This window comes from Elusimicrobiota bacterium (genome assembly GCA_028718185.1).
In the GTDB taxonomy this organism is placed as follows: Bacteria; Elusimicrobiota; UBA8919; order UBA8919; family UBA8919; genus JAQUMH01.
In genome coordinates, this window is sequence record JAQUMH010000001.1 from 492,091 (window position 1) to 513,417 (window position 21,327).

General features: G+C 34.4%; 24 protein-coding genes. All 24 read right to left on the reverse strand.

What is annotated here, in order from left to right; translation table 11 throughout:
• Positions 1 to 25: 25 nt before the first annotated feature.
• The 24 genes from PHE88_02415 to PHE88_02530 all read right to left on the reverse strand — a co-directional run bounded on the left by PHE88_02415 (position 26) and on the right by PHE88_02530 (position 21,285).
• A complete protein-coding gene (locus PHE88_02415; protein ID MDD5686671.1) occupies positions 26 to 985 on the reverse strand; it encodes a PorV/PorQ family protein in 960 nt (319 codons plus the stop codon).
• A gap of 5 nt (positions 986 to 990) precedes the next feature.
• Positions 991 to 4,278 (reverse strand): hypothetical protein, encoded by a 3,288-nt coding sequence (locus tag PHE88_02420; protein ID MDD5686672.1) that lies wholly within the window; start codon positions 4,276 to 4,278, stop codon positions 991 to 993.
• Positions 4,279 to 4,359: 81 nt separating this feature from the next.
• Positions 4,360 to 5,289: a hypothetical protein gene (locus tag PHE88_02425; protein ID MDD5686673.1), complete on the reverse strand. Its 930-nt coding sequence runs from the start codon at positions 5,287 to 5,289 to the stop codon at positions 4,360 to 4,362.
• 216 nt (positions 5,290 to 5,505) lie between these two features.
• Positions 5,506 to 6,258, reverse strand: coding sequence for a DUF3106 domain-containing protein (locus PHE88_02430; GenBank protein ID MDD5686674.1), 753 nt, complete (start codon positions 6,256 to 6,258; stop codon positions 5,506 to 5,508).
• Between the two features lies 1 nt (position 6,259).
• Complete coding sequence (locus PHE88_02435; GenBank protein ID MDD5686675.1) at positions 6,260 to 6,775, reverse strand: hypothetical protein; 516 nt, start codon at positions 6,773 to 6,775, stop codon at positions 6,260 to 6,262.
• Positions 6,776 to 6,833: 58 nt separating this feature from the next.
• A complete protein-coding gene (locus PHE88_02440; protein MDD5686676.1) occupies positions 6,834 to 7,475 on the reverse strand; it encodes an RNA polymerase sigma factor in 642 nt (213 codons plus the stop codon).
• 87 nt (positions 7,476 to 7,562) lie between these two features.
• Positions 7,563 to 8,081, reverse strand: a complete 519-nt coding sequence (locus tag PHE88_02445; GenBank protein MDD5686677.1) for a Spy/CpxP family protein refolding chaperone — start codon at positions 8,079 to 8,081, stop codon at positions 7,563 to 7,565.
• Between the two features lie 64 nt (positions 8,082 to 8,145).
• Positions 8,146 to 8,562 carry a zf-HC2 domain-containing protein gene (locus PHE88_02450; protein ID MDD5686678.1) on the reverse strand — a complete coding sequence of 139 codons (417 nt, stop codon included), beginning with the start codon at positions 8,560 to 8,562 and terminating at the stop codon, positions 8,146 to 8,148.
• On the reverse strand, positions 8,540 to 9,073 hold the full coding sequence (locus tag PHE88_02455) for a sigma-70 family RNA polymerase sigma factor (GenBank protein MDD5686679.1): 534 nt from the start codon (positions 9,071 to 9,073) through the stop codon (positions 8,540 to 8,542). The genes PHE88_02450 and PHE88_02455 overlap by 23 nt, the downstream gene beginning before the upstream one ends.
• A 65-nt stretch (positions 9,074 to 9,138) precedes the next feature.
• Entirely contained in the window at positions 9,139 to 10,074 is a 936-nt protein-coding gene (mltG, locus tag PHE88_02460; GenBank protein MDD5686680.1) for an endolytic transglycosylase MltG, read from the reverse strand.
• Positions 10,064 to 10,474 carry a Holliday junction resolvase RuvX gene (gene ruvX, locus PHE88_02465; protein MDD5686681.1) on the reverse strand — a complete coding sequence of 137 codons (411 nt, stop codon included), beginning with the start codon at positions 10,472 to 10,474 and terminating at the stop codon, positions 10,064 to 10,066. Before ruvX ends, mltG begins: the two co-directional genes overlap by 11 nt.
• Complete coding sequence (locus PHE88_02470; protein ID MDD5686682.1) at positions 10,455 to 11,177, reverse strand: polysaccharide deacetylase family protein; 723 nt, start codon at positions 11,175 to 11,177, stop codon at positions 10,455 to 10,457. Before PHE88_02470 ends, ruvX begins: the two co-directional genes overlap by 20 nt.
• Positions 11,178 to 11,179: 2 nt before the next feature.
• Positions 11,180 to 11,734, reverse strand: a complete 555-nt coding sequence (gene thpR / locus PHE88_02475; GenBank protein MDD5686683.1) for an RNA 2',3'-cyclic phosphodiesterase — start codon at positions 11,732 to 11,734, stop codon at positions 11,180 to 11,182.
• A gap of 39 nt (positions 11,735 to 11,773) precedes the next feature.
• Positions 11,774 to 13,018 carry a competence/damage-inducible protein A gene (locus PHE88_02480; protein MDD5686684.1) on the reverse strand — a complete coding sequence of 415 codons (1,245 nt, stop codon included), beginning with the start codon at positions 13,016 to 13,018 and terminating at the stop codon, positions 11,774 to 11,776.
• 1 nt (position 13,019) lies between these two features.
• Entirely contained in the window at positions 13,020 to 13,376 is a 357-nt protein-coding gene (gene queF, locus PHE88_02485) for a preQ(1) synthase (protein MDD5686685.1), read from the reverse strand.
• Positions 13,377 to 13,476: 100 nt separating this feature from the next.
• On the reverse strand, positions 13,477 to 14,178 hold the full coding sequence (locus PHE88_02490; protein MDD5686686.1) for a 7-carboxy-7-deazaguanine synthase QueE: 702 nt from the start codon (positions 14,176 to 14,178) through the stop codon (positions 13,477 to 13,479).
• The gene (queC, locus tag PHE88_02495; protein ID MDD5686687.1) at positions 14,175 to 14,834 is read right to left on the reverse strand and encodes a 7-cyano-7-deazaguanine synthase QueC; all 660 of its coding nucleotides are present in this window, start codon (positions 14,832 to 14,834) and stop codon (positions 14,175 to 14,177) included. The genes PHE88_02490 and queC overlap by 4 nt, the downstream gene beginning before the upstream one ends.
• Positions 14,815 to 15,195, reverse strand: coding sequence for a 6-carboxytetrahydropterin synthase QueD (gene queD / locus PHE88_02500; protein MDD5686688.1), 381 nt, complete (start codon positions 15,193 to 15,195; stop codon positions 14,815 to 14,817). Before queD ends, queC begins: the two co-directional genes overlap by 20 nt.
• Entirely contained in the window at positions 15,188 to 16,042 is an 855-nt protein-coding gene (gene murI / locus PHE88_02505; GenBank protein MDD5686689.1) for a glutamate racemase, read from the reverse strand. The genes queD and murI overlap by 8 nt, the downstream gene beginning before the upstream one ends.
• Entirely contained in the window at positions 16,020 to 17,600 is a 1,581-nt protein-coding gene (locus PHE88_02510; GenBank protein MDD5686690.1) for an N-acetylmuramoyl-L-alanine amidase, read from the reverse strand. The genes murI and PHE88_02510 overlap by 23 nt, the downstream gene beginning before the upstream one ends.
• A 61-nt stretch (positions 17,601 to 17,661) precedes the next feature.
• Positions 17,662 to 18,825 (reverse strand): chorismate synthase, encoded by a 1,164-nt coding sequence (aroC, locus tag PHE88_02515; protein MDD5686691.1) that lies wholly within the window; start codon positions 18,823 to 18,825, stop codon positions 17,662 to 17,664.
• A complete protein-coding gene (locus tag PHE88_02520) occupies positions 18,818 to 19,663 on the reverse strand; it encodes a shikimate dehydrogenase (protein MDD5686692.1) in 846 nt (281 codons plus the stop codon). The genes aroC and PHE88_02520 overlap by 8 nt, the downstream gene beginning before the upstream one ends.
• 72 nt (positions 19,664 to 19,735) lie before the next feature.
• Positions 19,736 to 21,073 carry a TldD/PmbA family protein gene (locus PHE88_02525; protein MDD5686693.1) on the reverse strand — a complete coding sequence of 446 codons (1,338 nt, stop codon included), beginning with the start codon at positions 21,071 to 21,073 and terminating at the stop codon, positions 19,736 to 19,738.
• Positions 21,070 to 21,285 (reverse strand): hypothetical protein, encoded by a 216-nt coding sequence (locus PHE88_02530; GenBank protein MDD5686694.1) that lies wholly within the window; start codon positions 21,283 to 21,285, stop codon positions 21,070 to 21,072. Before PHE88_02530 ends, PHE88_02525 begins: the two co-directional genes overlap by 4 nt.
• Positions 21,286 to 21,327 lie beyond the last annotated feature (42 nt).

Sequence of the window (21,327 nt, forward strand, 5' to 3'; positions counted from 1 at the left end):
CACTAACCTGTCAAGCTAACACACCCTAATGTGCACTCCCAAACCTATAGCCAATTGATATTCTTTGATTTGGATTAAGCGTATCAACCAAACCAATCCCATAATCAACCTTCAGTCCTTGCATTTGAAAACCTGCACCAAGAGTTATCTTATCAATATCATAACCCACTTTGTAGCCAACTCGCAAAGATATAATCCTTTTAAAACAATACTCAATACCTATGTTTTCTCTGATGTTACTTTCATTTGATTTAATTGTGTCAATGGCGATTAAAAAATTGTGGTTTTGCAATATCGCCTTTTTGTATGCTATTCCTAATCTTATGTTCATAGGGAGTGCGTCTGCTTCTTCTATATATTTAAGTTTTGTCCCTATATTTTGAATAGAAAGTCCGGTTGAAAACCCATCAACACCAGTTTTGTATAAAACACCAAAGTCCCCTGCATATGCTGTACCCTTATATGTTTCTACAAGTTTGGATGAAAGATATTTTGCATTTATCCCCAGTGAAAAATTATTAAATATTTCCCTGCCATAACCAATTGTTCCAACTATATCTTGCTGTGCCTTAACATTTCTTGAAGTACCATCCAGATTATTCCATTCAAAATTACCACCATCATAATAAAGAAAACTTGCTCCAAAACTGCCTATTCTTACTGACGGTGTCCCTACCCACCCGATTAAGCCATAATTTTCATCTACCCTGCCTCTCAAATACATACTCGATATTTCATTGTTTTCTATATTCACCAAACCTGCAGGGTTATAATAAAGTGCATTTGCATCATCACATACAGCGACAAATGCCTCGCCCATACCTGCAACCCTGGCACTTATTGTCTGATTCAGAATCCTTGCGCCGGATGTTCCAGCAGCAGCGGAAAAACAGGAAGTAGGGATTAGAAAGTAGAAAGTAATAAAGATAAAAACTAAAAAGTGAAATTGCTTCTTATATCCTATAAATAATAATTTTTTTATCATAATGTTTATTTAACAATGCAAATCTTTTTTGTCTGTTTGAATCCTGGTCCTTCTATATGAACATAATAAATTCCCGAAGCAACAACATCTTCGCCACTGTTTTTACCATACCAATCTACTGAATATGTTCCTGCAACCACATCATTATCAACAAGGCTTTTTATGAATATTCCGTCTATTGTATAAAGTTTTATTGTTATATGTCCCGGTATAGTAGTATTGTAATACACCCTGCATATATCACCTTTTGTTGGATTAATTACATTATTTACCGGTAATATATGGTCCTGTTCCAATCTCGTCTTAAATGCAGAACTTATTGTTGCAAAACATATATCTCTTCCATGCAAGTAAAATACCCGTTTCCCATCATAAGAAAACTTTGGACTTCCATACCCATAAACATAACTGGCTGGTGCAAGCTGCTTCCTTTCTGTGCCATCAGGATTTGACATAACTATTGCATATATATTCCGCCCTTGATACAAATCCTCATTATAAACTATTTTTAAACCATACCAGTCTATATCAGTAAAAGTATTTAATCCGTTTACGGAACCACTTACAATATCAACGATTTTATAACTTGTATCATCCGAATCCCGGCATATTATTTTTGTTCCGTCTTCAGACCATGATTTTAGAGAATACAAATCACCTGCCGTGGTTACCTGCTGGTTTAATCCATTTTCATATACCCATAAGTTTCTTCCGTTTATATACGCTAATCTTTGCCCAACCGGTGAATAAAGCGGGGTAGAACCTGAAGCAATCCTTTGCTTATTTGTACCGTCCGGGTTCATTATATATAATCCAGAAACGCCATTTATAGTTCCATTGAACACAACTTTTGTTCCATCCGCTGAAAACGCCGATATACCGGAAAGAATATCCGGACTCAGAACAAGTTCGACAAGTGTAGAAAAATCGCTCAAATAAAGTTCGGTACCTGAATTAAAAACAATCCCCTTACTTTCATGTGACCATGATATATTAGTAGTAGAACTAGAACTGCTATTGCTCCACATTGCAGAGCCATAAATATCTTTCACTTTAACCCGATATTGACCGTCGTATAAATATGAATATGCTATTTTTGTACCGTCCGGAGAAAGTTTTGTAATCGTATAATTAGTTGTTGTCATTTCAATAAGAGTATCATTTTTACTGTTCTGGTCAATTGTTCTTAATTCCTTTTTACCTTCAAAATCAGCTATATAAACAACTTTTTCACTAATATCAACCAATTCAAAACCATATGGCAGAATATTATTCGTAAGATTTTTATTGCCGGTCCCATCTGTTTTTAGCGTGTATATATTCTGAACTGAAGCATAACCTATTTGATCACTTTCAGGTGAAAAACCAAAAAAATTAAAAGTATTATATTCACTATAATCTAATATATTAGTATCGCCTGTACCATCAGCATTGATTTCATAAATGCCATTGCTGTCCGTTTTATAATATATTTTTAAACCGTCAGGCGACCATTTCGGCCCGGAATAACTTTTAGGTTCCAGCGTTAATTTTGAATTACCTGTACCATCAGGATTTATAGTATATAAATAATAATCCGGCGAAGAATTGTCCCTGTAAACAATCTTATTATTAGATGACCAGTCAGGATATATACCATCACATAAATAAATTGAGGCACCGCCTGTTGATGTTATAATTCGTATTTCACTGGTTGAGGAACCAGTATCATAATATACAATACTATTGCTGTCAGGTGCCCATGATAAATAATTTTCTAAAGATTCTGCAAGATAGATATGACCTGTTCCATCAGCATTTATTACTGAAAGTATCCCGGTATTTTCAACAATAGCTATTTTAGAACCATCAGGGGATACTTTAATAGAATTTATTGTTAATGTAGATGTATATATAACAGTTTTTCCTGAACCACCCAAGCCCATAATACAAATAGATGAATTTGCATCTGTATCTGTTTTTCTAATATAGGCAATTTTATTTTGTCCGGGAACAAATTTCGCTCCTGAATTAATATATTCATCATTCGTAAGCCTCTTTTTACTTGTACCGTCCGAATTCATAATATACAAATCCCTTTTACTTTCTGTATCGGAAAGATAAATAATACCGGAATTAGACCAATCTAAACCGGTATATGCCAAACGATTTGTAATTAGTTCTGTTGTCCAGCCGGCACTTCCTTTTGGTGCGTCTTCTATTGGAATGCTTATATAATTCTGGTTTGTTTGGTTTGAGGAAAGATTCCCGTATGCTCTATTTGACGGAGTGAAGTTATAGTTACTTTTTGCAGGCATTATCGTGTAATCTCCGCCTTCTAAAACATTTTTAAATTCATAATAGCCGTTTATATCCGTTGTGGATGCTGATATTTGAGTTGTAGATTCCGTCAACCCTGCCAAGACATCGTTGGCCGGTGTTCCATTTGAATCCTTTATATAACCACTGATTGTAATTAGTTGAGGCGCTAAAACATCAGGCGCTTCAACAGATATTGTCGCACCGGTTGCAAGAGTACCCCATCTATCATATGCTACAAAATAATATTTATATCCTGTTCCCGAAGACAAACGGGTGGAATATGTATAAAGTTTTCCATCACTGTATGTTATATCATTTATATCAACTTCGTTCATTAGATACGAATTCCATGCTCCTCCTGTCGCTGTCGTTATATAAACTCTCGGATACGGATTCCGTGGAGCATCGTTGTTGGTATCTGAATATTTTACCCTGTATATAAATATTGTTGAAGGACCGCCTGTTTCAGGATTTAAACCATCTGAAGCATAATCTGTCTCTTCAGTCCATGAAATAACAGGTGCGGTATTGGTAGAACGATAATTAAGATATCCCGTCCAACTGATATTTGAAGGTTTAAGTTTCAAATAATATGTCTGTGATAATGCTGCAGTGTATTTAAACGGATTCCCGGATAACTTGAATGTTACTAGATTTGTCCCGGTAGAATCGCTATATAAATAAGCATTACAATTATTTAAATAGTTAGTAAAAGAAAAATAATATGCTGTACCTGATGTCATTGATATTTTAAACCAATCTGTTGTATCTGTAGCAGCTAAATCATGAGGTCCGTGTGATTGGGTTTCAGAAGTGGGTGTTATAACTGTTCCATTTTCTGCGCTGTCATCTGTAGAATCCCACGCATCTGCGCAAAGGCAGGTAAGCAATAAAACCTGAAATAAAAAAATAAATATTACAAATATGAAACTGCGAAACCTTGAGTGAATGTTCATTGTTTTATTAAATGTTACTGTTTCCAAATACTTCAATTAAAAACTTATAGTCCTTCAGGTTCTATTGTTATGAAAGAATTTTGACAATAGAACCCGAAGAAGCCATAAAAATATTTTTTATTTTCCACCACGCTGGTTGCGTTCTGCCCGATTCTGTATTCTTTCCCCGCGGTTGTCCATCCTTTCTCCGCGCTTTTGCATTTTTTCCCCGCGGTTTTGCATCTTTTCGCCTTTATTCTGGAGAGCTTCTCCTTTTTTTTCAAAACCTTTTTTTTCAAGAACATCGCCTTTTTTTTCTACTTTTTCACCTTTATTTTCAAGTTTTTCACCGCGTTTCTCTAAACCTTCTCCTCTCTTTTCAATTCGTTCACCAATTCTTTCTGCTGCATACGGGTGATCTTTTATAAATTTTTCTCTTTCTGCGGGCTTCATATCTAACCACTTTTTATGCCCTCTTTCTAAATCTTTTGCCCATTCAGGGTGCTGTGTAACCCATTTAACATAATTCGAATTTTTGAAAAAATAATTAGCAGCTTGCGGATGTCGGATAATTTCCTTTACTAATATAGGATGTTCGTTAACCCACTTTACGAAGTTAGGATGTTTTACAAACCATGCAGCCTCATCTTCTGAGAATCCTTTTCCCTCATTGACTTCTTTTTTTCTTGCTAACTTTGTTTCATCCTTTGAAATCTTACCATCTTTATTGATATCTGCTTTTTTAAACGCTTTTTTATCTGCAAACCTTTCAAAACCTTTTTCTTTATTAGCTACCTCATCCTTTTCAAGTACGCCATTGCCGTTTTTATCGGCATCTTTAAACCTTTCATCATCATATTCGTTGAGAATTTTTTCCTTTGTTTCCTTTTCTTTTTTATCAGATGATACCGAATTGTCTGACGGTGTTGCCGGTGTCGCAGGAGTCGCCGGTGAAACCCCCGGTTCTGCCGGAGTTGCGGGTGTAGCAGGATTGGCTGCATTATCTGATTTTGCAAAAACACTAACTCCTATAAACAACATTACTACTAACAAAATAACTTTTTTCATTTTTTATTCCTCCTTTTTGTATTTAGGATGGTCAAACCATACCCTGTTTTATGAAACCTGCATTACCTACTGCTTAATCAAATCCACAAACTCACCCCCCTTTTTTAATTTTTCATTAGTGATTCCCGTTCTCCACTTAGTTAAACCCTGTTTCACGAAAAAAGTTCCGCTTGTTTAATGGTTAATCTTTTAAAACTAACATCGGAATCTTTTATTTTATGGTTTGCTCTGCCGGTTAAAATCCCGAATAACTTCTTCCTTGTTACGAAGATTTCCCTTGCGATTACGAATATTCTTCTGCATTTCCTGCCTTTCTTTCCTGCGGTTGCGAATATATTCTTTTTGGTCAAAGTCACTTTCTTTTGAATCATCAGGTTTCCTGTCCCTTGGAACAAAATTTTTATCTTCGAGCGGACGATCTTTGCCCGGCTTAAGATAGGAATCCTTTTTATTTAACTGCTGACCTTCTTTTTTTTCTATGGATTCTTCTCGCTTTTTTAAATCTTCTTCTGAATCACCCAAAAATATTTTTCTTTTTTTTAAAAATGCCCGCCGCAATTCTTCTCTTTTTTCCGGTGAAAGTTTCTCAAATCTTAAATATTTCTGTTTTAATATTTCTTTTTTTTCCGGAAGAAACTTTTCGTATCTTTGATAATTATCTTTTATTTTATTTTGCTCTTTTTTAGGCATACTTTTAAATTTTATTGATTCCTTTTTAAGTTCCTTTATTTGTTCCGGGCTTATTCTTTTTGCTCTTTCCCTTATTATTTGGCGTTCCTTTTCAGAAAGATTTTGCCAGCGCCTGAGATTTTCTTTATAAGTATCATTGGAATCCTCTTTCGTTTTAACGGCGACTATTTCAACTTTTGAATTTTCCTGAGCATAAATCACCGAACTGAATAGAAAAACAACAACCAGCTGAAAAACAATAATATTAATCCTTATATTTATTCTCATTTCTTTATCCATTTTAAAACTTGTTATCTAAACTTTCGACGACTTCAAGTTCGCTTACTAATTTGTAATTTTTCAGTAATTCAGTGTTTTCGTATAAATCCAGATTCCTAATAATATCTTCATCCGTAATTGTAGTTACCGCTTGTTGTGCAGCATTATTATTTATTTTATCTAATTGCTCTTTGCTTATCCGTCTTTTCCAAATTATAGAAAAAGTAAATACCATAATTATAAACGAAGCTAAAGCCGGAACTAAACGCCAAAAAATAAATTTAGGCGTTTTATAACTAACCTTTACTATCTTTGTCCGCTCTGAATGAATTTTTTGCATCAATGAGGCAGTAAAACCATCGTTTAACTTTGGCGTAACATAACTATCTAATATCTGCCATGATTTAGAAATTAACTCTCTCTCTTTTTTGCAATAAATACACGCATTAATATGTACCTCAACCTTTTCTTTACATTTTCCGGAAAGGTCACCTTCCAAAAGAGGAACCATTAATTTCTTTACTTTCTTACAATTCATTTTCTACCCCTCCACTTAATATAACACAAGTAACACAAAAAAGTTTCGCATAAATCGATCATTTATTAAAATACTCTGTTAAGTTTTCTTTTAAATTTATCTTTGCCCTGTGTAAAAGTGATTTTACAGCTTTAACCGAGCAATCCATTATTTTTGCTATATCTTCATACGGCAGTTGATCATACCGGCATAATATTACGGTCATTTTTTGATTAGGCGGTAAAGAATCAATTGCTTTTTTAACAATCATAACTTGTTCATTATTTAGCATAGAATCTAAAGGAGTGGGAGTTTTCGAATCGTTGATCTGATTAGTAACAGTATCATTCTTTAATTCCGTATCACTGTCTATTGATACTGTTTTCAGTCTCTTTTTACGCAATTTATTAAGGCAAGTATTCTTACATATAGTGTAAAACCATGTGGTAAACTTTGCTTTTGATTTATATGTATCTTTTGCATTATAAATCTTTATAAATATTTCCTGTGCTGTATCTTCTGCTTCCTGGTAATTTCCTAAAAACCTGTAAGCAATATTAAAAACCCGGGTTTTGTGGCGTTCTACCAGTTTTTCAAAACACGATTCTTCGCCATTTTGAAAACGCACCATCAACTGAATATCTTCGTCAAAAATGTCCATTTTATTATAAATAACAATCTTTTGGCTTGCCTCAAGACAGGCAGAAAACCCCCAATACATGTTCCAATAAAATCAAAACGATGCGGGGGTTTTCATTAATATAATAATATTTCAACAAATTGTCAAGTTGTGAATTTATTTAATATGCTACTCTTTTTTATTATTAGTTTCGGATCCTTTTTTCATCATTTTTTCTTTTCTTTCCCCTTTTAACTGCAAGAGTTTCTCCTGTTGTTCTTTAGTTAAAACATTATAACCTTTCTCCATTGCATCTATCATCGCAATTTTTGAATCTAACTGAAGCGAGGAAACCTGCTTAATCTTTGAACGGGCAGCAGAAAAATCCGGTTTATCCTGCCTGACAATTTCACGCAAATCCAAACCGGCAAGTTTTATATCCGCATTTCTTTTAATAGTTTCTTTTGTGTAATCTAAAACAATTTTTTCCAGTGCTTTTACCTGTTCATCCGTGAGATTCAGTTTCTGCTTGATACTTAAATATCTCTTTATATTGCCTATTTCTTCATTATTGTTCTCTTTTCTTTGTTGCCTTAACTCCCTATTCGGCATCCCCTGTTCATTACCCTGAGGCGCCTCTGCAAAACCATACTCCACCCCCAACATCAAACAAGCACAAACAACTGCCAAGCCAAAAAACCTTTTCATAAAACCTCCCATATATACCCCGCTGTTGCGAGGCTATAAATTTACCACCAATCAAAGATGTAATTTACTGATACAATTCCGGAATGCTGAAATCCGTTAAATAAGAAACTAGTTTTTCATCGTCATTTTCATAAGAAATATTAACTTTCTGATAATTTTTTAATTGATAATATTTGTATCCTAAAATAAAAAAGAAAAAACTTAAGGCAACCACAATAGCGGGTTTCAAAAAATTAAATTGCCGTTTAGCATGGATTTTCCCCAATACTTTTTCGCTGAAGTAATACCAGTTTTTTTGCGGGACAGTATGCTCAACTTTATCGACAACTTTAAGTGTTCCTGAGAATTCTTTAAGTAGTTTTTGGCAGGCAGGACAATCGGAAATATGTTTTTCTATTTCTGATTTTAACGGTAATTCAACTTCACCTTTTATATAAAAGTATAAATCTTTTTTTAACTCACTGCACTTTATCAATTTCATTGAAATCCTCCAGATATTTTTTAAGGTTATTAATTGCTTTAAAAATGTTTGATTTTACGCTGCCTTCAGCAATTGAAAGAACCTGTGAAATTTCAGAAATACTCATTCTATTTATATGTTTCATAACAAATACTTCTTTTTGGCGTTCCGGAAGCTTTTTAATAGCCTTACTTACCACTTTTGCTATTATATTATCCTCAATAGTCTTTTCAGTATTTTGTGCAGCATCCCTAATCTCACTTATTTCATCACCATTTCCAAAAACATAAAAAAGTGATAAAAATTTTCTCTTACGAAAATGAATCCTTACATTATTGACAGCAATCTTTATGAGCCAGGTGTCTATTAAAGATTTTTCTTTGAAATAATTAATGTTCTTAAACGCGTTAACGAATGTTTTCTGAACAATTTCATCCGTGTCTGCTTCGTTCCCTACAAGAGAAAAAACTATTCTATATATTTTTTGCTGATATTTTTTTATGATTTCTTCAAAATTAGTTTCCACTTGCATAAGTATAGATGCACAACATTAAAAAAGGTTTACCTTTACATAAGTGTTTTTAACAATTATTGCTTTTATTTTCTGTTTTTTTTGTTTTTATTGTGTTCTTCAAAATACTTTGAGAATTTGTGAGTACCTGACCCGTCCGCTATAAAAAACATGTCGTCGCTATTAGCAGGATAGAGTGCGGCTTTTATGGAGGCAAGTCCCGGATTGCTGATAGGTGAAGGCGGCAATCCCGGGTGAATATATGTATTGTAGATTGAATCAACTTTTATATCTTTATATGTTAAAAAATCCTTGTGTTTTCCCAAAGCATATAAAACCGTAACACACGATTCTAAATTCCAACCCTTCTTTAAACGATTATGAAACACGGCGGATATTAAAGGTCTCTCTTCATTTTTTTTTGCCTCTTTTTCAATTATCGAAGCAAGAATAACAATATTTTCATCTGTCATTTTTAATTCTTTTGCTCTTTTCGAAAACTCACCGGTAAAAATCTTCTTATACTGATTATAAAACATTTGAGCGATTTTTCCCGCATCGGAACCTGGTTCAAAAAAATATGTTTCCGGAAAAAGATAGCCTTCCAGTTTTTTATTCTTTACAATTTCCAGAAATTTTTTACTGTCGCATATACCTTTTTTCTCCAAAAGCTCCCCTATTTCTTTTGCCGTAAAACCTTCCGGTATTGTAATTTTTATTTTATAAGTATTACCTTTCACGATATTGTTAATAATTCCCAAATCCAACGAGTGACTATTTAATTTGTAGGTTCCCGGCTTAAATTTTTTTTCTGTTCTTAAAAGCCAGACATAAGTTAAAAAAACATTTTCACTTCTTATTATTCCGTCGTTCTTTAACATCTTCGCAATTTGCTTTGGCGTAGAACCTTCAGGAATTTTTATAAATACCTCTTTATACGGCAATGTCAAAAAAGCAATCACGACAACAACAATTGTCACAATAATAATTATATTCCGCCGTAGTTTGTTTTCAGCACTCATTTTTTTTCCTTAAATAACTTTCCAGGATTAAGCAGGCAGCAGCACTGTCAATTTTCTTTTTTCTTTTTTGCCAGCTTTTTTCAAATATTGCCAGTTTTTCTTCAGCTTCCCTTGATGTGAGCCGTTCATCAACCAGAGAAACCTTTAATCCAAATTTTCTTTCAAGTTTAACAGCAAAACATCTTACCTCTTTTGTCATTTCACTTTCTGTACCATCCATGTTCAGGGGAAGTCCAAGTACTATTTCAGAAACCTCATATTCAATTATTATTTTAGAAATACTTATTAACAAGTTTTCTGAATTAACTACTAAAACCGGTTTAAGCGGGGTAGAAATAAATGTCGAAGAGACTGCTACACCTATTCGTTTTTTACCGTAATCAATCGCGAGGATAGACAATGTGTTTTCCTTTGTTTTTTGAAAGTAATTCCGAAAGCGTTGTAAACGTAAATCCCCTGGCTTTCAATTTCTCTATAATTTTCGGAAGTGCATCTATTGTATCCGGAGGACCGTTATGCAAAAGCACTACGCTGCCATCCTGTGAGTCAGAAACTACTTTTTCATAAATTACAGGCGACGGGTTTCTATGATCTTCCGGGAAAACAGACCAAAGCGCCATTTTATAACCGCATGAATTAGCATCGCTTATCACTTTTGCATTGTAATGCCCGCCCGGAGGGGTAAAAAGATAGGTATTTACACCTGTAATTTCTTTTATTAAAAGCCGGGTTCTTGAAAGTTCAGAAATTACCTCAATAGTTGAAAGCGTGTTAAGATTTTTATGATCATATGTATGATTGGCTATTTGATGACCCCTTTTATATATTTCTTTTACTAACCCGGGATATTTTTCCGCCATTTTACCGACAACAAAAAATGTCGCTTTGACATTTGCATCATCAAGAATTTTCAGCAATTGAGGCGTAGATTTCGGATTTGGACCATCGTGAAAAGTAAGCGATATTATTTTTTCAGAAGAATGACAGTCCGAAGTCCAAGGTCCGAAGTCCAAGGTCAATAACATGGCAAATAAAATAAAAACAAACAATTTGTTTTTAAAAAAGACATTGGACACAGGACATCGGACATTCTTTTTTCTCACTTCTACCTCAATTGAAACTCTTCTATTATATTATAAACAGGACCGTTTGCCGTTAGGGTACTTCTGATTAAAAATACCGACTCGACAATATCCTCATATTTTTCAACAGAAACTTTCTTAATTATATCTTTTAACTTTTCCTTATTCTTGCCGCTTCTAAATCTTCCAATAGTGAGATGTACTGAAAATAGCTTTTTTTCTTTTTCAAACCCTATTTCTTCCAGTGATGTTTCAATATTTTGTGAAAGGTTTTTTAATTCAGTTTCACCTTTTTCCACACCTATCCATAAAACACGCGGGAATTCTATATTAGGGAAAACACCTGTCCGGCAAAAATCTATTTCGAACTTTTTTATACCGGAAACAAGCTGTTTTATTTTTTCCTTAAGCGGATTTACCTTTTCTTCTGCAATCTCACCTAAAAACTTTAATGTCAAATGCAGATTTTCGCTTTCAACCCATTTTATATCAAAAAAACTTTCTTTGAATGTTGACTGTATCTTTAAAACTTCTTTTTTATTTTCTTCTTTGATATTAACAGCAATAAATAATCGCATTATATGAGATTGTTAAATATCCTTCGGACAACAATCTCATTATATCAGTTTTCTTCTCAAAATGTCAAGCGCAGCAGCAGCAACTCTGTCTTTTATCTCCACTCTTGAGCCAAAAAAATTAAATTGTTTAACAATAGTTCCTTCATCGGAGGCAAAACCAATATAAACAAGACCGGCAGGTTTACCAGTTGATGACGGCTTAGAACCCACGATTCCAGTTGTTGAAAGCCCGAAATCCACTTTTGCAGTTGTTCTTATCCCTTCAGCCATTTCTTTTGCCACTTCTTCCGATACTGCACCATATTTATTTAACGTTTCATCTTTAACACCCAATATCCGTTTTTTACTTATGTCGGAATATGTAACAACTCCTTCCTTAAAATATAGCGAACTTCCATCCACGTTAGTAATTATATTGGCAATTAATCCGCCTGTACACGATTCCGCAATAGCAAGGGTTTTCCTTTTCTTAGCAAGTAATTCACCGACAACACCTTCCAGTGTTTGGTTATCTTCACCATAAATGGTCTCTTTAAGTACCTCATAAAATTCAGTTTTTATGTTTTTTATTGTTTTATCGATAATCATTTCGTCCGTTCCGGAAACCATTATCCGCATATCAACCCCTGTATGTTTTGCCAGGATTGTAAACGTTACTTCTCCTCCTTCCAATTCTCTTTCCACATCAATAATATTTTTTATTTTCTCATTAACAGCAGATTCTCCAAGACCCGTTATATGAAGAATTTTTGCTCTTAAAATGCCTTTTTCAAATAGTTTCTTCAGGTACGGAAGAACCGTATTTTCGAACATCGGTTTGATTTCTTTCGGGGGACCCGGTAGAAGAATTATAATTTTTTCATTTAACTCCAAAATTTGACCCGGTGCTGTTCCGAAGTTATTAGGAATAATTTGCGCTCCGTCAAGAATATATGCCTGTTTTTCATTTTCCTTCGGCATTTTTGAATTTCTTTTAAAAAAACGTTCAGCAACAATTTTCATTACATCTTTATCAAAAATAAGTTTCTTTTTTGTAACTTTTGAAACAACTTCACGGGTAATGTCGTCAAACGTCGGACCTAATCCGCCTGTAACAATAATAATATTGGAACGATTTATTGATTCCGAAAAGATATTTTCCAGTTCCTGTGAATCATCGCCTGCAGTAATCTCTCTGCTGACCTTTAAACCGATAGCTGCAAGTTTCTCTGAAATATAAACATTGTCCGTATTAACAGAATCGAATAACAGCTCTGATCCGATACAAATTATTTCTATTCGCATATTACCTCTTTTTATAATCAGTTCTGACTGTTGTTTTTAAACCGCCCCGTATGTTAAAAATCGCCTCTATGAACATTTTTCTCGGTTTGGCAAGTTTTACTAAATCGGAAAGGACCCTATTAACAACACTTTCATGTACAATCCCGACATTCCTGTAACTTTGTAAATAAAGTTTAAGCGATTTAAGTTCTATACAAAGTTTGTCGGGTATATAAGATATTTTAAGATGGGCAAAATCCGGAAGACCGGACCACGGACACAGGCAAGTAAATTCGTCGGTCTCAACCACAACTTCAATTTCTTTACCAGCATATTCATAATCCATTGATACTAAAAGTTTTGAATCAATTTTATTCATATTATAAATCATTCGCAGATTACGCAAAATAAACATAGATTACACAGAAAGAAGAGACTTTTCTGCGTTTTCTGAATTTTTTCTGCGTCCTCTGCAATTCCTACTTAATTCCTAATTTCTTATGCATTTGCGGAATTATTGAAACATTTTCCAACTTTTCCTCAGCGAGTTTCTTGAGCGCCCGAATCATATCAAATGGCATTGATTTTACGTTTCCAATAGGAGTTACCGGTTGAAGCACAAGTGGAATTGATTTATCAATTCCTTCGATCAGGTCGACTGCTTTTTTAAATTCTTCATAATTTGATTTTGCAGTTAATACAATTTTTATAAAAATATTTTTATGTGTTGTTTTTAAAAATTCCTTGTGCTCTTTCCAATACTCCTTACCACAAGCAGAAGGAAGTTTAATATCCATAGCAACATAATCCATTGTTCTTGCTAATTTTGAAAATTTTTCATGAAGCACTCCATTTGTATCAAGATACATTTTTATATTTTTGTTTTTAAATAAAGAAATAACATCTGAAATTATTTCATCTTGCAAAAGCGGCTCACCGCCGGTAAAAGAAATTATTGAAATGTTTTTTACTTTTTTTATTTCTTCGTCAATTTTGCCCGCAATTTCTTTTACAGTTAATATTTTTATTTTTTTATCTACAACAGAACGGCTTTCCGGAGTATCACAATAATCACATTGCAAGTTACAACCGGCAAATCTTACAAAAACCATAGGCGTCCCGGCATAAATCCCTTCACCTTGAATTGATGAAAATATCTCTGATACTTTTCCAGTCATCATAATAACGGGTCTTCCATATTTGCTTCTGAAAAACCTTTAGCCCTTAAAACGCAGGCATCGCACTTGCCGCATGGTTTCTTTTCTCCTGAATAACATGACCATGTCAGCTCAAGAGGAACTGCATATTTCAACCCTAACTTTACAATATCTTTTTTTGTTTTATATATAATGGGTGTTTCAATCTTTATGTTCCTGTCCCTTGTTCCTACTGAAAGCATTTTATTAAAGTATTTGTAATATTCAGGGCGGCAATCCGGATAACCTGAATAATCCACAGCATTTACTCCTATTAAAATCTTTTTTGCACCTATTGTTTCTGCAAAAGAAAGTGCATAACTTAAAAAAACCGTATTTCTACCGGGAACGTATGTCGAAGGAATAGACTTGCCGATTCCCGATGAATCATTATACGGAATTTTTTTACTTTTATCAATAAGCGGGCTTCCTTTCCAGGGAAAAGATATTCTTACAATCTTATAATCACAGCCTGCAATTGCAGCAATTTTTTCTGCACTTTTAATTTCCCTATTATGCCGTTGCCCATAATCATACCCGAGACAATGGCACTCGTATTTTTCCTTATTAGTAAATAGCACAACAGAGGAATCTAACCCTCCTGACAAAAGCACAATAGCTTTATCTCGTTTCATTTTCATAATACGTTGCACAATTTTTTTCTGTTTCCCAGACAGAAACCTTATTTAAGCTGTACTCTGCTCGATTAGTATTATTTCTTAATTTTTCGTAAATATATTTTGCAATATTTTCAGCAGAAGGGTTGATTTTATCAAACGGCTTAATTTCATTCAAATATTTATGATCCAGCTTCAGAATGGTTCTTCTTAATTGTTTCTTTAGAATAGTAAAATCAAAAAGTATGCCGGTTTTATCCAGTTTTTCTCCGGAAACATAAACCCTTACCATATAATTGTGCCCGTGAAGATGCTCGCATTTCCCGTGATAATTTCTCAACTTGTGTGCTGCCGAAAAAACATCTTCAATAAAAATCTCAAACATATCTCTCCTCAACATTTACTTTCGACACTACCAATATTTTTCTTCTAAGAAATATCCTGCCAAGTTTTTTAAACTTCGCAGGCGCATCTGAAACAAAAAATTTTCTATATCCAAACCGTTTCCGGTTATTAAGCAACTTCTTATTTTCCAGAATCTTTTTTACATTTCTCGCTACTTCTACCCCGGAATCTACCAGTTTTATTTTTTTACCTAATATTTTGCCAATAACATTTTTTAAAAGCGGGTAATGAGTGCATCCTAATATTACCGTGTCGACACCGGATTTTTTCATAAATTTTAAATATTCGCCGGCTACAATTTTGTTTACTTTTTTATCAACCCATCCCTCTTCAACAAGCGGTACAAAAAGCGGGCAGGCACGATTAATAACTTTACAATTTCCGGCTGCTTTTCTTATAGCTTTTTCATAAGCACCGCTTCTTATCGTGGCCTCTGTTCCTATCACACCGATTTTTTTCCTGCTGCTCGAAGAAAGAGCTGCTGTGACGCCGGATTCAATAACACCCACAACCGGTATTTTTACTTCTTTGCGAAGTATATTTAACGCAACTGCGGATGCAGTATTACATGCTACAAGTATTAACTTTACATTTTTTTCGGTCAGAAAACCAACAATTTCCTTTGAAAATCTTACAACTGAATCTTTAGATTTCGTGCCGTATGGTACCCTTGCCGTGTCGCCAAAATAAATTATATCTTCATTTGGTAAAACTTTTATTAATTCTTTTATAACTGTTAGCCCTCCGACACCGGAATCAAAAACACCGATTGGATTGGCGTTGCTATTTATAAAAGTCCTGGATTTACTTTGTTGTTTGTTTTTCATATAATTCTATCCCGTTAAAAATTGATTGTACCATCTTTTTCTGAAATTTCTTTTGATTTAAAAGTTTTTCTTCTTTTACATTTGATAGAAAGGCAATTTCGACAAGAATTGCCGGCATTGTAGCTCCTCTTAAAACATAAAAGTTTGCCTGTTTTATGCCAAGACTGCATAAATTTTCAAAGTTTGTACAAACCTCTTTATTTATAACCCCGCATAAAGAAGAAGATTCGTTCATAAATTCATTTACTGCCATTGAACGGAGCAATTTCCCTATGTCTCCTTTAACGACAGCATTGTGTTTCTCCATGGCAATAACCGAATTCTCCATATTTGCAACTGCTTCAGCAGCACTATCACTTGCTTTTTCAGATAAAAAATATATTTCAAATCCTGATGTATTATTGGATATAGATGCATTACAGTGAATGCTTATAAAAAGATCAGCCATAACCTTATTGGCAAATTTTGTTCTGTCAGAAAGCGGGATGAAAGTATCATCTTCTCTTGTCATATAAACTTCATAACCGTTTTCTTTTAAAACTTCCGCTAACCTCTTAGCGACTGAAAGATTTATATCTTTTTCTTTAGTATCCCTTGGTCCTATTGCACCCGGGTCTTCACCGCCATGCCCGGCATCAATAACTATCTTTTTTGCCTTATGCGATAAGACAGGTGAAGATACTGCCGGAACTATTTTTTCTTTTTCTTCCTGTGATGATATAACTTCGGGAGCAGCACTTGCTTCCGAAAAACCTGTAACAGAAGGAGCAAGTCCCAAAACATAACCTGGAAGAACTGATTCTGTTTCAACTGTCCTTTCAATGTCAACTATAAGACGAAAAGGAGACGATAATGTAAAAGTTTCACATTTACCGGAATACGTACCAAGTTCTATATTAAACAAAACATCCCGCTCTAAGTTGGTTGCAGTAATATTATTAACTACTCCGTCATTTATAGTAATTGAAGATTTTTCAGCGTCAATTTTACTCTTATAAGTCTTTATTAAAATATTTTTTTCTTTCGAAAAGTCCAGCTGCATTTCTTTTTTTTCTGCCGCCTGAATCACAATCCGTGTTTTGTCCCGGTAAGAATAATGTCTGGGTGGAAATATATCGGGCATCACAATTATTCTAAAACTTAAACGCCTGTAATCCCACTCGTTGAAAAAACCTGAAATCTGTGAAAAGCCCTTAGTAAGCAAAAACTCCAGCGGAATCAAAAGCTTTCCTTTCTCTAATCTCGCAGGCTTCTTCATCAACCGTTCAGTATTATCAATAATTACTTTCTGGGAACCAATTTTGAAAATCACTTCTTTGCTATTAAGGGTAAGTATTACTTTCTTTGAGGTTGGATACCAGTTTATTTTAGCATTATAGATATTGGCGATATCATCAGTTGATACATACCCCATCCCATCTATTAAAAAAAGATCTAATGTGCATGCCGGTTTATCTTCTTTTATAACATTAACTTTTTTTATTTCTGTTGAAGCAAAAACGCAATTATTAAAAATATGAAAACCTAAATAGAAAAAAACAAGAAAAAATCGGCGCATAATTTACGGAAAATGTAGTAAGAAATCAATACTATTAAAAAATGGAAATTTCCAACAAAATTTATTTGTCCTTTATCATTCTAACGTAATTTGAATAATTAAGCTTTGTTTCTTCAATTGAGTCACCGCCGAATTTTTCACTAAAAGCTTTTGCAATTTCAACAGATACAACGGCTTCCCCTATGACACCGGCAGAAGGAACTGCACAAACGTCAGAACGAACAATCTGAGCATTTACTTCCACTTTAGTTTTAATATCAACAGAATGCAGAGGCTTTCCTAAAGAGGGAATAGGTTTCATAGCAGCACTTATAACTATCTGTTCACCATTGGAAATACCGCCTTCAATTCCGCCTGCGTTATTTGATTTTCTCAAATAACCGGTACTTTCATTATAAAATATTTCATCATGGACCCGGGAACCCGGCCTTTTAGCGATCTCAAAACCCAGTCCTATTTCCACTCCTTTTATCGCCTGAATCGACATGACAGCATATGCTAGCCTGGCATCTAATTTTAAATCCCACTGAGTATGACTGCCAAGACCTACCGGAATACCGTCTACTATAACCGTAAATATCCCGCCTACCGTATCACCGTTTTTTTTAGCTTTTTCAATTACTTTCATCATCAATTTTTCTGATTTTCCGTTAAGACATCTGACAGGTGAATCTTCGGCCAACTTTATAATATCTTCAATTCCAAGTTTAACAGCAGGCGCACAAATACCGCCAATTTCTTTTGTAAAGGAAACAATCTTTATATTGAACTCATTTAAATATTTTTTACAAACAGCACCAACCGCAACACGGGCAGCAGTTTCTCTTGCAGAAGCCCTTTCCAGAATATTACGTATGTCATCACTATTATATTTAATAACCCCTGCTAAATCAGCATGACCGGGACGGGGACGGCTTAATCTGAATTTTTCGTCATAATCATTAATATCAAGCGACATTATGGTCTTCCAGTTCTCCCAGTCCTTGTTTAAAATAGTCATAGCAATCGGAGAACCTATTGTTTTACCATGACGGATACCTGAGGTAACCAGAATCTTGTCTTTTTCAATAGACTGCATTCTTTTGCCTCTTCCAAAACCTTTTTGCCTGCGGAAAAGTTCGCTATTTATAAAATCTTCAGTTAATTCAAGCCCGGATGGAATCCCTTCCAAAATAGCAGTTAAAGATTTACCATGGGATTCACCGGCAGTTACATATCTAATCATTCAACGCCTCCTTCAAGATATCTCTCATTAAATCAACCGGCGGCTTTTTGCCGGTCCATAATTCAAGTGATTTAGCACCCTGGTAAACAAGCATGTTTAAACCGCTTATAAAATTTGCACCGATTTTTCCGGCATCTTTTAATAGTTGTGTTTCTCTGTTATAAACAACATCATAAACAAACATTTCTTTTCTAAGTAATTTTTTATTTATAGGAGATGGGTCGTTTTCCCTCATCCCTACCGGAGTGGCGTTTATAAAAATATCCGACTTTTCTATTAAACACGGACTTTCTTCTGTTTTTACAAATTCAATTTTTGAAACCGCCCACCTGCAGCTTAAAAGTTCTTTAACTTTTTTAATGTCAATGTCCGATACAACGAGTTTTTTAATTTTAGAGTTAACCAGTGCAAGCGCGATTGCTTTTGAAACTCCTCCACAACCAAGCATAAAAACGTTTTTATTTTTTAAAGAGATTTTTTCTTCAATTGAATGGGTAAATCCGTAATAATCGGTATTATATCCGGACAAAACACCGTCTTTATTGATAATAGTATTTACCGCACCTATTTTCGCCGCTTCACCGGATATTTTATCCAGATATTTCATTACATTTTGTTTGTGCGGTATTGTAACGTTGACACCACTGATGCCAAGGGCACGGATTGAATCAACAGCATTTTCAAGGGCTTGCGGTTTTACTTCAAAAGGAACATAGACATAATCCAATCCCATTTTTTTTATCGCTGCGTTTTGCATCAACGGCGAAAGAGAATGCCCTATTGGATAAGCAAACAATCCTAAAATTTTTGTTTTTGATGAAATCATCCAGACCGCCATTTCCCCCTCATCCCTGCCTGCCGGCAGACAGGTTTCATTTTCTCCCCCGAGGGGAGAAAAAAGTGGGGGTGTTTATTCTCCTGCGACTGCTACCTTGCTTATTAACAAGGATGGGCTCCCAACACTTCCATAAAACCTCAAATCACTGCCCGCCTCGACAATATTACTGAATAAATCTAAAATATTACCGGCAATTGTTATTCCGTGAACAGGAAATTTTATATCGCCGTTTTCTATAAAAAAACCGTTTACCCCTACTGAAAACTCACCTGAAATCGAATCGGCATTATGCATGCCCATCGTTTCTGTAATATAAATCCCTGTATTCATATTTTTTTTTAAATTTTCAAAAGTTGTTAAGCCGTGTTGAATGTAAATATTACTTACATCGGGAACCGGATTACCTGAATAACCTCTCGATGCATTACCGGTAGATTTTGTATTATCTTTATTTGCAGTATATATATCATATATGTAGTTTTTCAAAATTCCATTTTCTATAATTATTGTTTTTTGTGTCGGTGTCCCCTCGTCATCATAAGAAGAAGTCGCAATGCCGTCTTTCAGAGTCCCGTCATCAATAATATTAACCTTCGCTGAACATACTTTTTGATTTAGTTTCCCTTTTAAAAGTGAAATATTTTTCTGAACAGCAAATGCAGAAAAAGAAGATTCAAGCAGCCCCAAAAACTCACAACCGACGTTTTGGTTAAAAATCACGGGATAGTTTCCGGTTTTTATTCTTTTTGCTCCTAAAAGGTCAACAGAATTCTTTACGGCTTCACTTGTTGTCTTTTCAAAATTCAACTGGTTATAAATTCTTTTTACTGTCGATTCGCCGCCAACCTGCGTTTCGCCTTTATCATAAGCAACACAGGAAATACCATACGAAAAGACAGTTCCTGCAGAAGAAATTTCGAGCCCGTTACTATTAATAATAAAAACCTCTCCTAATGATTCTGAATAACCTATTTTTATTACACTTTTTATTTTCTTGTTTGAAAGTGCCGACTGTTCCATATTTTTAAGTATGGATATCTTTTGTTCGGTTTTTCCTTTACCAAAATATTCATCTTTAACATCCAGTTCAGGATTTCCTTTTGAAGAACGGGCAAGAGAAACATATTTGTCAGCAGGCAGGAATTCCGAGTTCTTTTCCGCAGAAGAGATTAAATCGTTAATTGCATACTCGTTAAAATTATTGGAATAAGAAAATCCCACTTTACCGTCTTTTATAATCCTGAGTCCTATACCCTGCAGCTCTGAAATATAAAAATCTTCCAGTTTGCCCTCTGACCACGTAATTGTCGTATCATTCGTTTTACCGGCGTAAATCTCTATACCGGCAGACGAACCCGCCGCTTTTTGCACTTTCATGAAAATATTTTTAAAAATATTTATATTGTTCATCGCATTAAGCTTGCCCATGCCATATAAAAAGCAATAAGGGAAAGCACTATAAAAAATATTCCAATCTTTTTCCTGCGCAAAAGCACATATGTATCATTGAACAAAAACTCTTTTGCATAATAATTTATCCTCATAACTAATTTTGGCTTATATAAATAAATAATACCCAGAAACAAAAGAATTATCCCGCAAACCAGTTTAAAATTGTTCATAAACTTATCTCCTTAGAACTTACACATATTCTGACTGTAAAC

Bases quoted from the DNA above. Each gene is read 5' to 3' on its own strand.
- PHE88_02435 (MDD5686675.1), bottom strand. From the start codon at position 6,775: ATGAATTGTAAGAAAGTAAAGAAATTAATGGTTCCTCTTTTGGAAGGT.
- PHE88_02445 (MDD5686677.1), bottom strand. From the start codon at position 8,081: ATGAAAAGGTTTTTTGGCTTGGCAGTTGTTTGTGCTTGTTTGATGTTG.
- PHE88_02520 (MDD5686692.1), bottom strand. From the start codon at position 19,663: ATGGCGGTCTGGATGATTTCATCAAAAACAAAAATTTTAGGATTGTTT.
- mltG (MDD5686680.1), bottom strand. From the start codon at position 10,074: ATGAGTGCTGAAAACAAACTACGGCGGAATATAATTATTATTGTGACA.
- PHE88_02455 (MDD5686679.1), bottom strand. From the start codon at position 9,073: ATGCAAGTGGAAACTAATTTTGAAGAAATCATAAAAAAATATCAGCAA.
- queD (MDD5686688.1), bottom strand. From the start codon at position 15,195: ATGTTTGAGATTTTTATTGAAGATGTTTTTTCGGCAGCACACAAGTTG.
- queF (MDD5686685.1), bottom strand. From the start codon at position 13,376: ATGAATAAAATTGATTCAAAACTTTTAGTATCAATGGATTATGAATAT.
- PHE88_02430 (MDD5686674.1), bottom strand. From the start codon at position 6,258: ATGGATAAAGAAATGAGAATAAATATAAGGATTAATATTATTGTTTTT.
- PHE88_02415 (MDD5686671.1), bottom strand. From the start codon at position 985: ATGATAAAAAAATTATTATTTATAGGATATAAGAAGCAATTTCACTTT.
- PHE88_02525 (MDD5686693.1), bottom strand. From the start codon at position 21,073: ATGAACAATATAAATATTTTTAAAAATATTTTCATGAAAGTGCAAAAA.
- PHE88_02490 (MDD5686686.1), bottom strand. From the start codon at position 14,178: ATGATGACTGGAAAAGTATCAGAGATATTTTCATCAATTCAAGGTGAA.
- PHE88_02425 (MDD5686673.1), bottom strand. From the start codon at position 5,289: ATGAAAAAAGTTATTTTGTTAGTAGTAATGTTGTTTATAGGAGTTAGT.
- thpR (MDD5686683.1), bottom strand. From the start codon at position 11,734: ATGCGATTATTTATTGCTGTTAATATCAAAGAAGAAAATAAAAAAGAA.
- PHE88_02450 (MDD5686678.1), bottom strand. From the start codon at position 8,562: ATGAAATTGATAAAGTGCAGTGAGTTAAAAAAAGATTTATACTTTTAT.
- aroC (MDD5686691.1), bottom strand. From the start codon at position 18,825: ATGATTAGATATGTAACTGCCGGTGAATCCCATGGTAAATCTTTAACT.
- murI (MDD5686689.1), bottom strand. From the start codon at position 16,042: ATGAAAAACAAACAACAAAGTAAATCCAGGACTTTTATAAATAGCAAC.
- PHE88_02480 (MDD5686684.1), bottom strand. From the start codon at position 13,018: ATGCGAATAGAAATAATTTGTATCGGATCAGAGCTGTTATTCGATTCT.
- PHE88_02440 (MDD5686676.1), bottom strand. From the start codon at position 7,475: ATGTATTGGGGGTTTTCTGCCTGTCTTGAGGCAAGCCAAAAGATTGTT.
- PHE88_02530 (MDD5686694.1), bottom strand. From the start codon at position 21,285: ATGAACAATTTTAAACTGGTTTGCGGGATAATTCTTTTGTTTCTGGGT.
- PHE88_02510 (MDD5686690.1), bottom strand. From the start codon at position 17,600: ATGCGCCGATTTTTTCTTGTTTTTTTCTATTTAGGTTTTCATATTTTT.
- queC (MDD5686687.1), bottom strand. From the start codon at position 14,834: ATGAAAATGAAACGAGATAAAGCTATTGTGCTTTTGTCAGGAGGGTTA.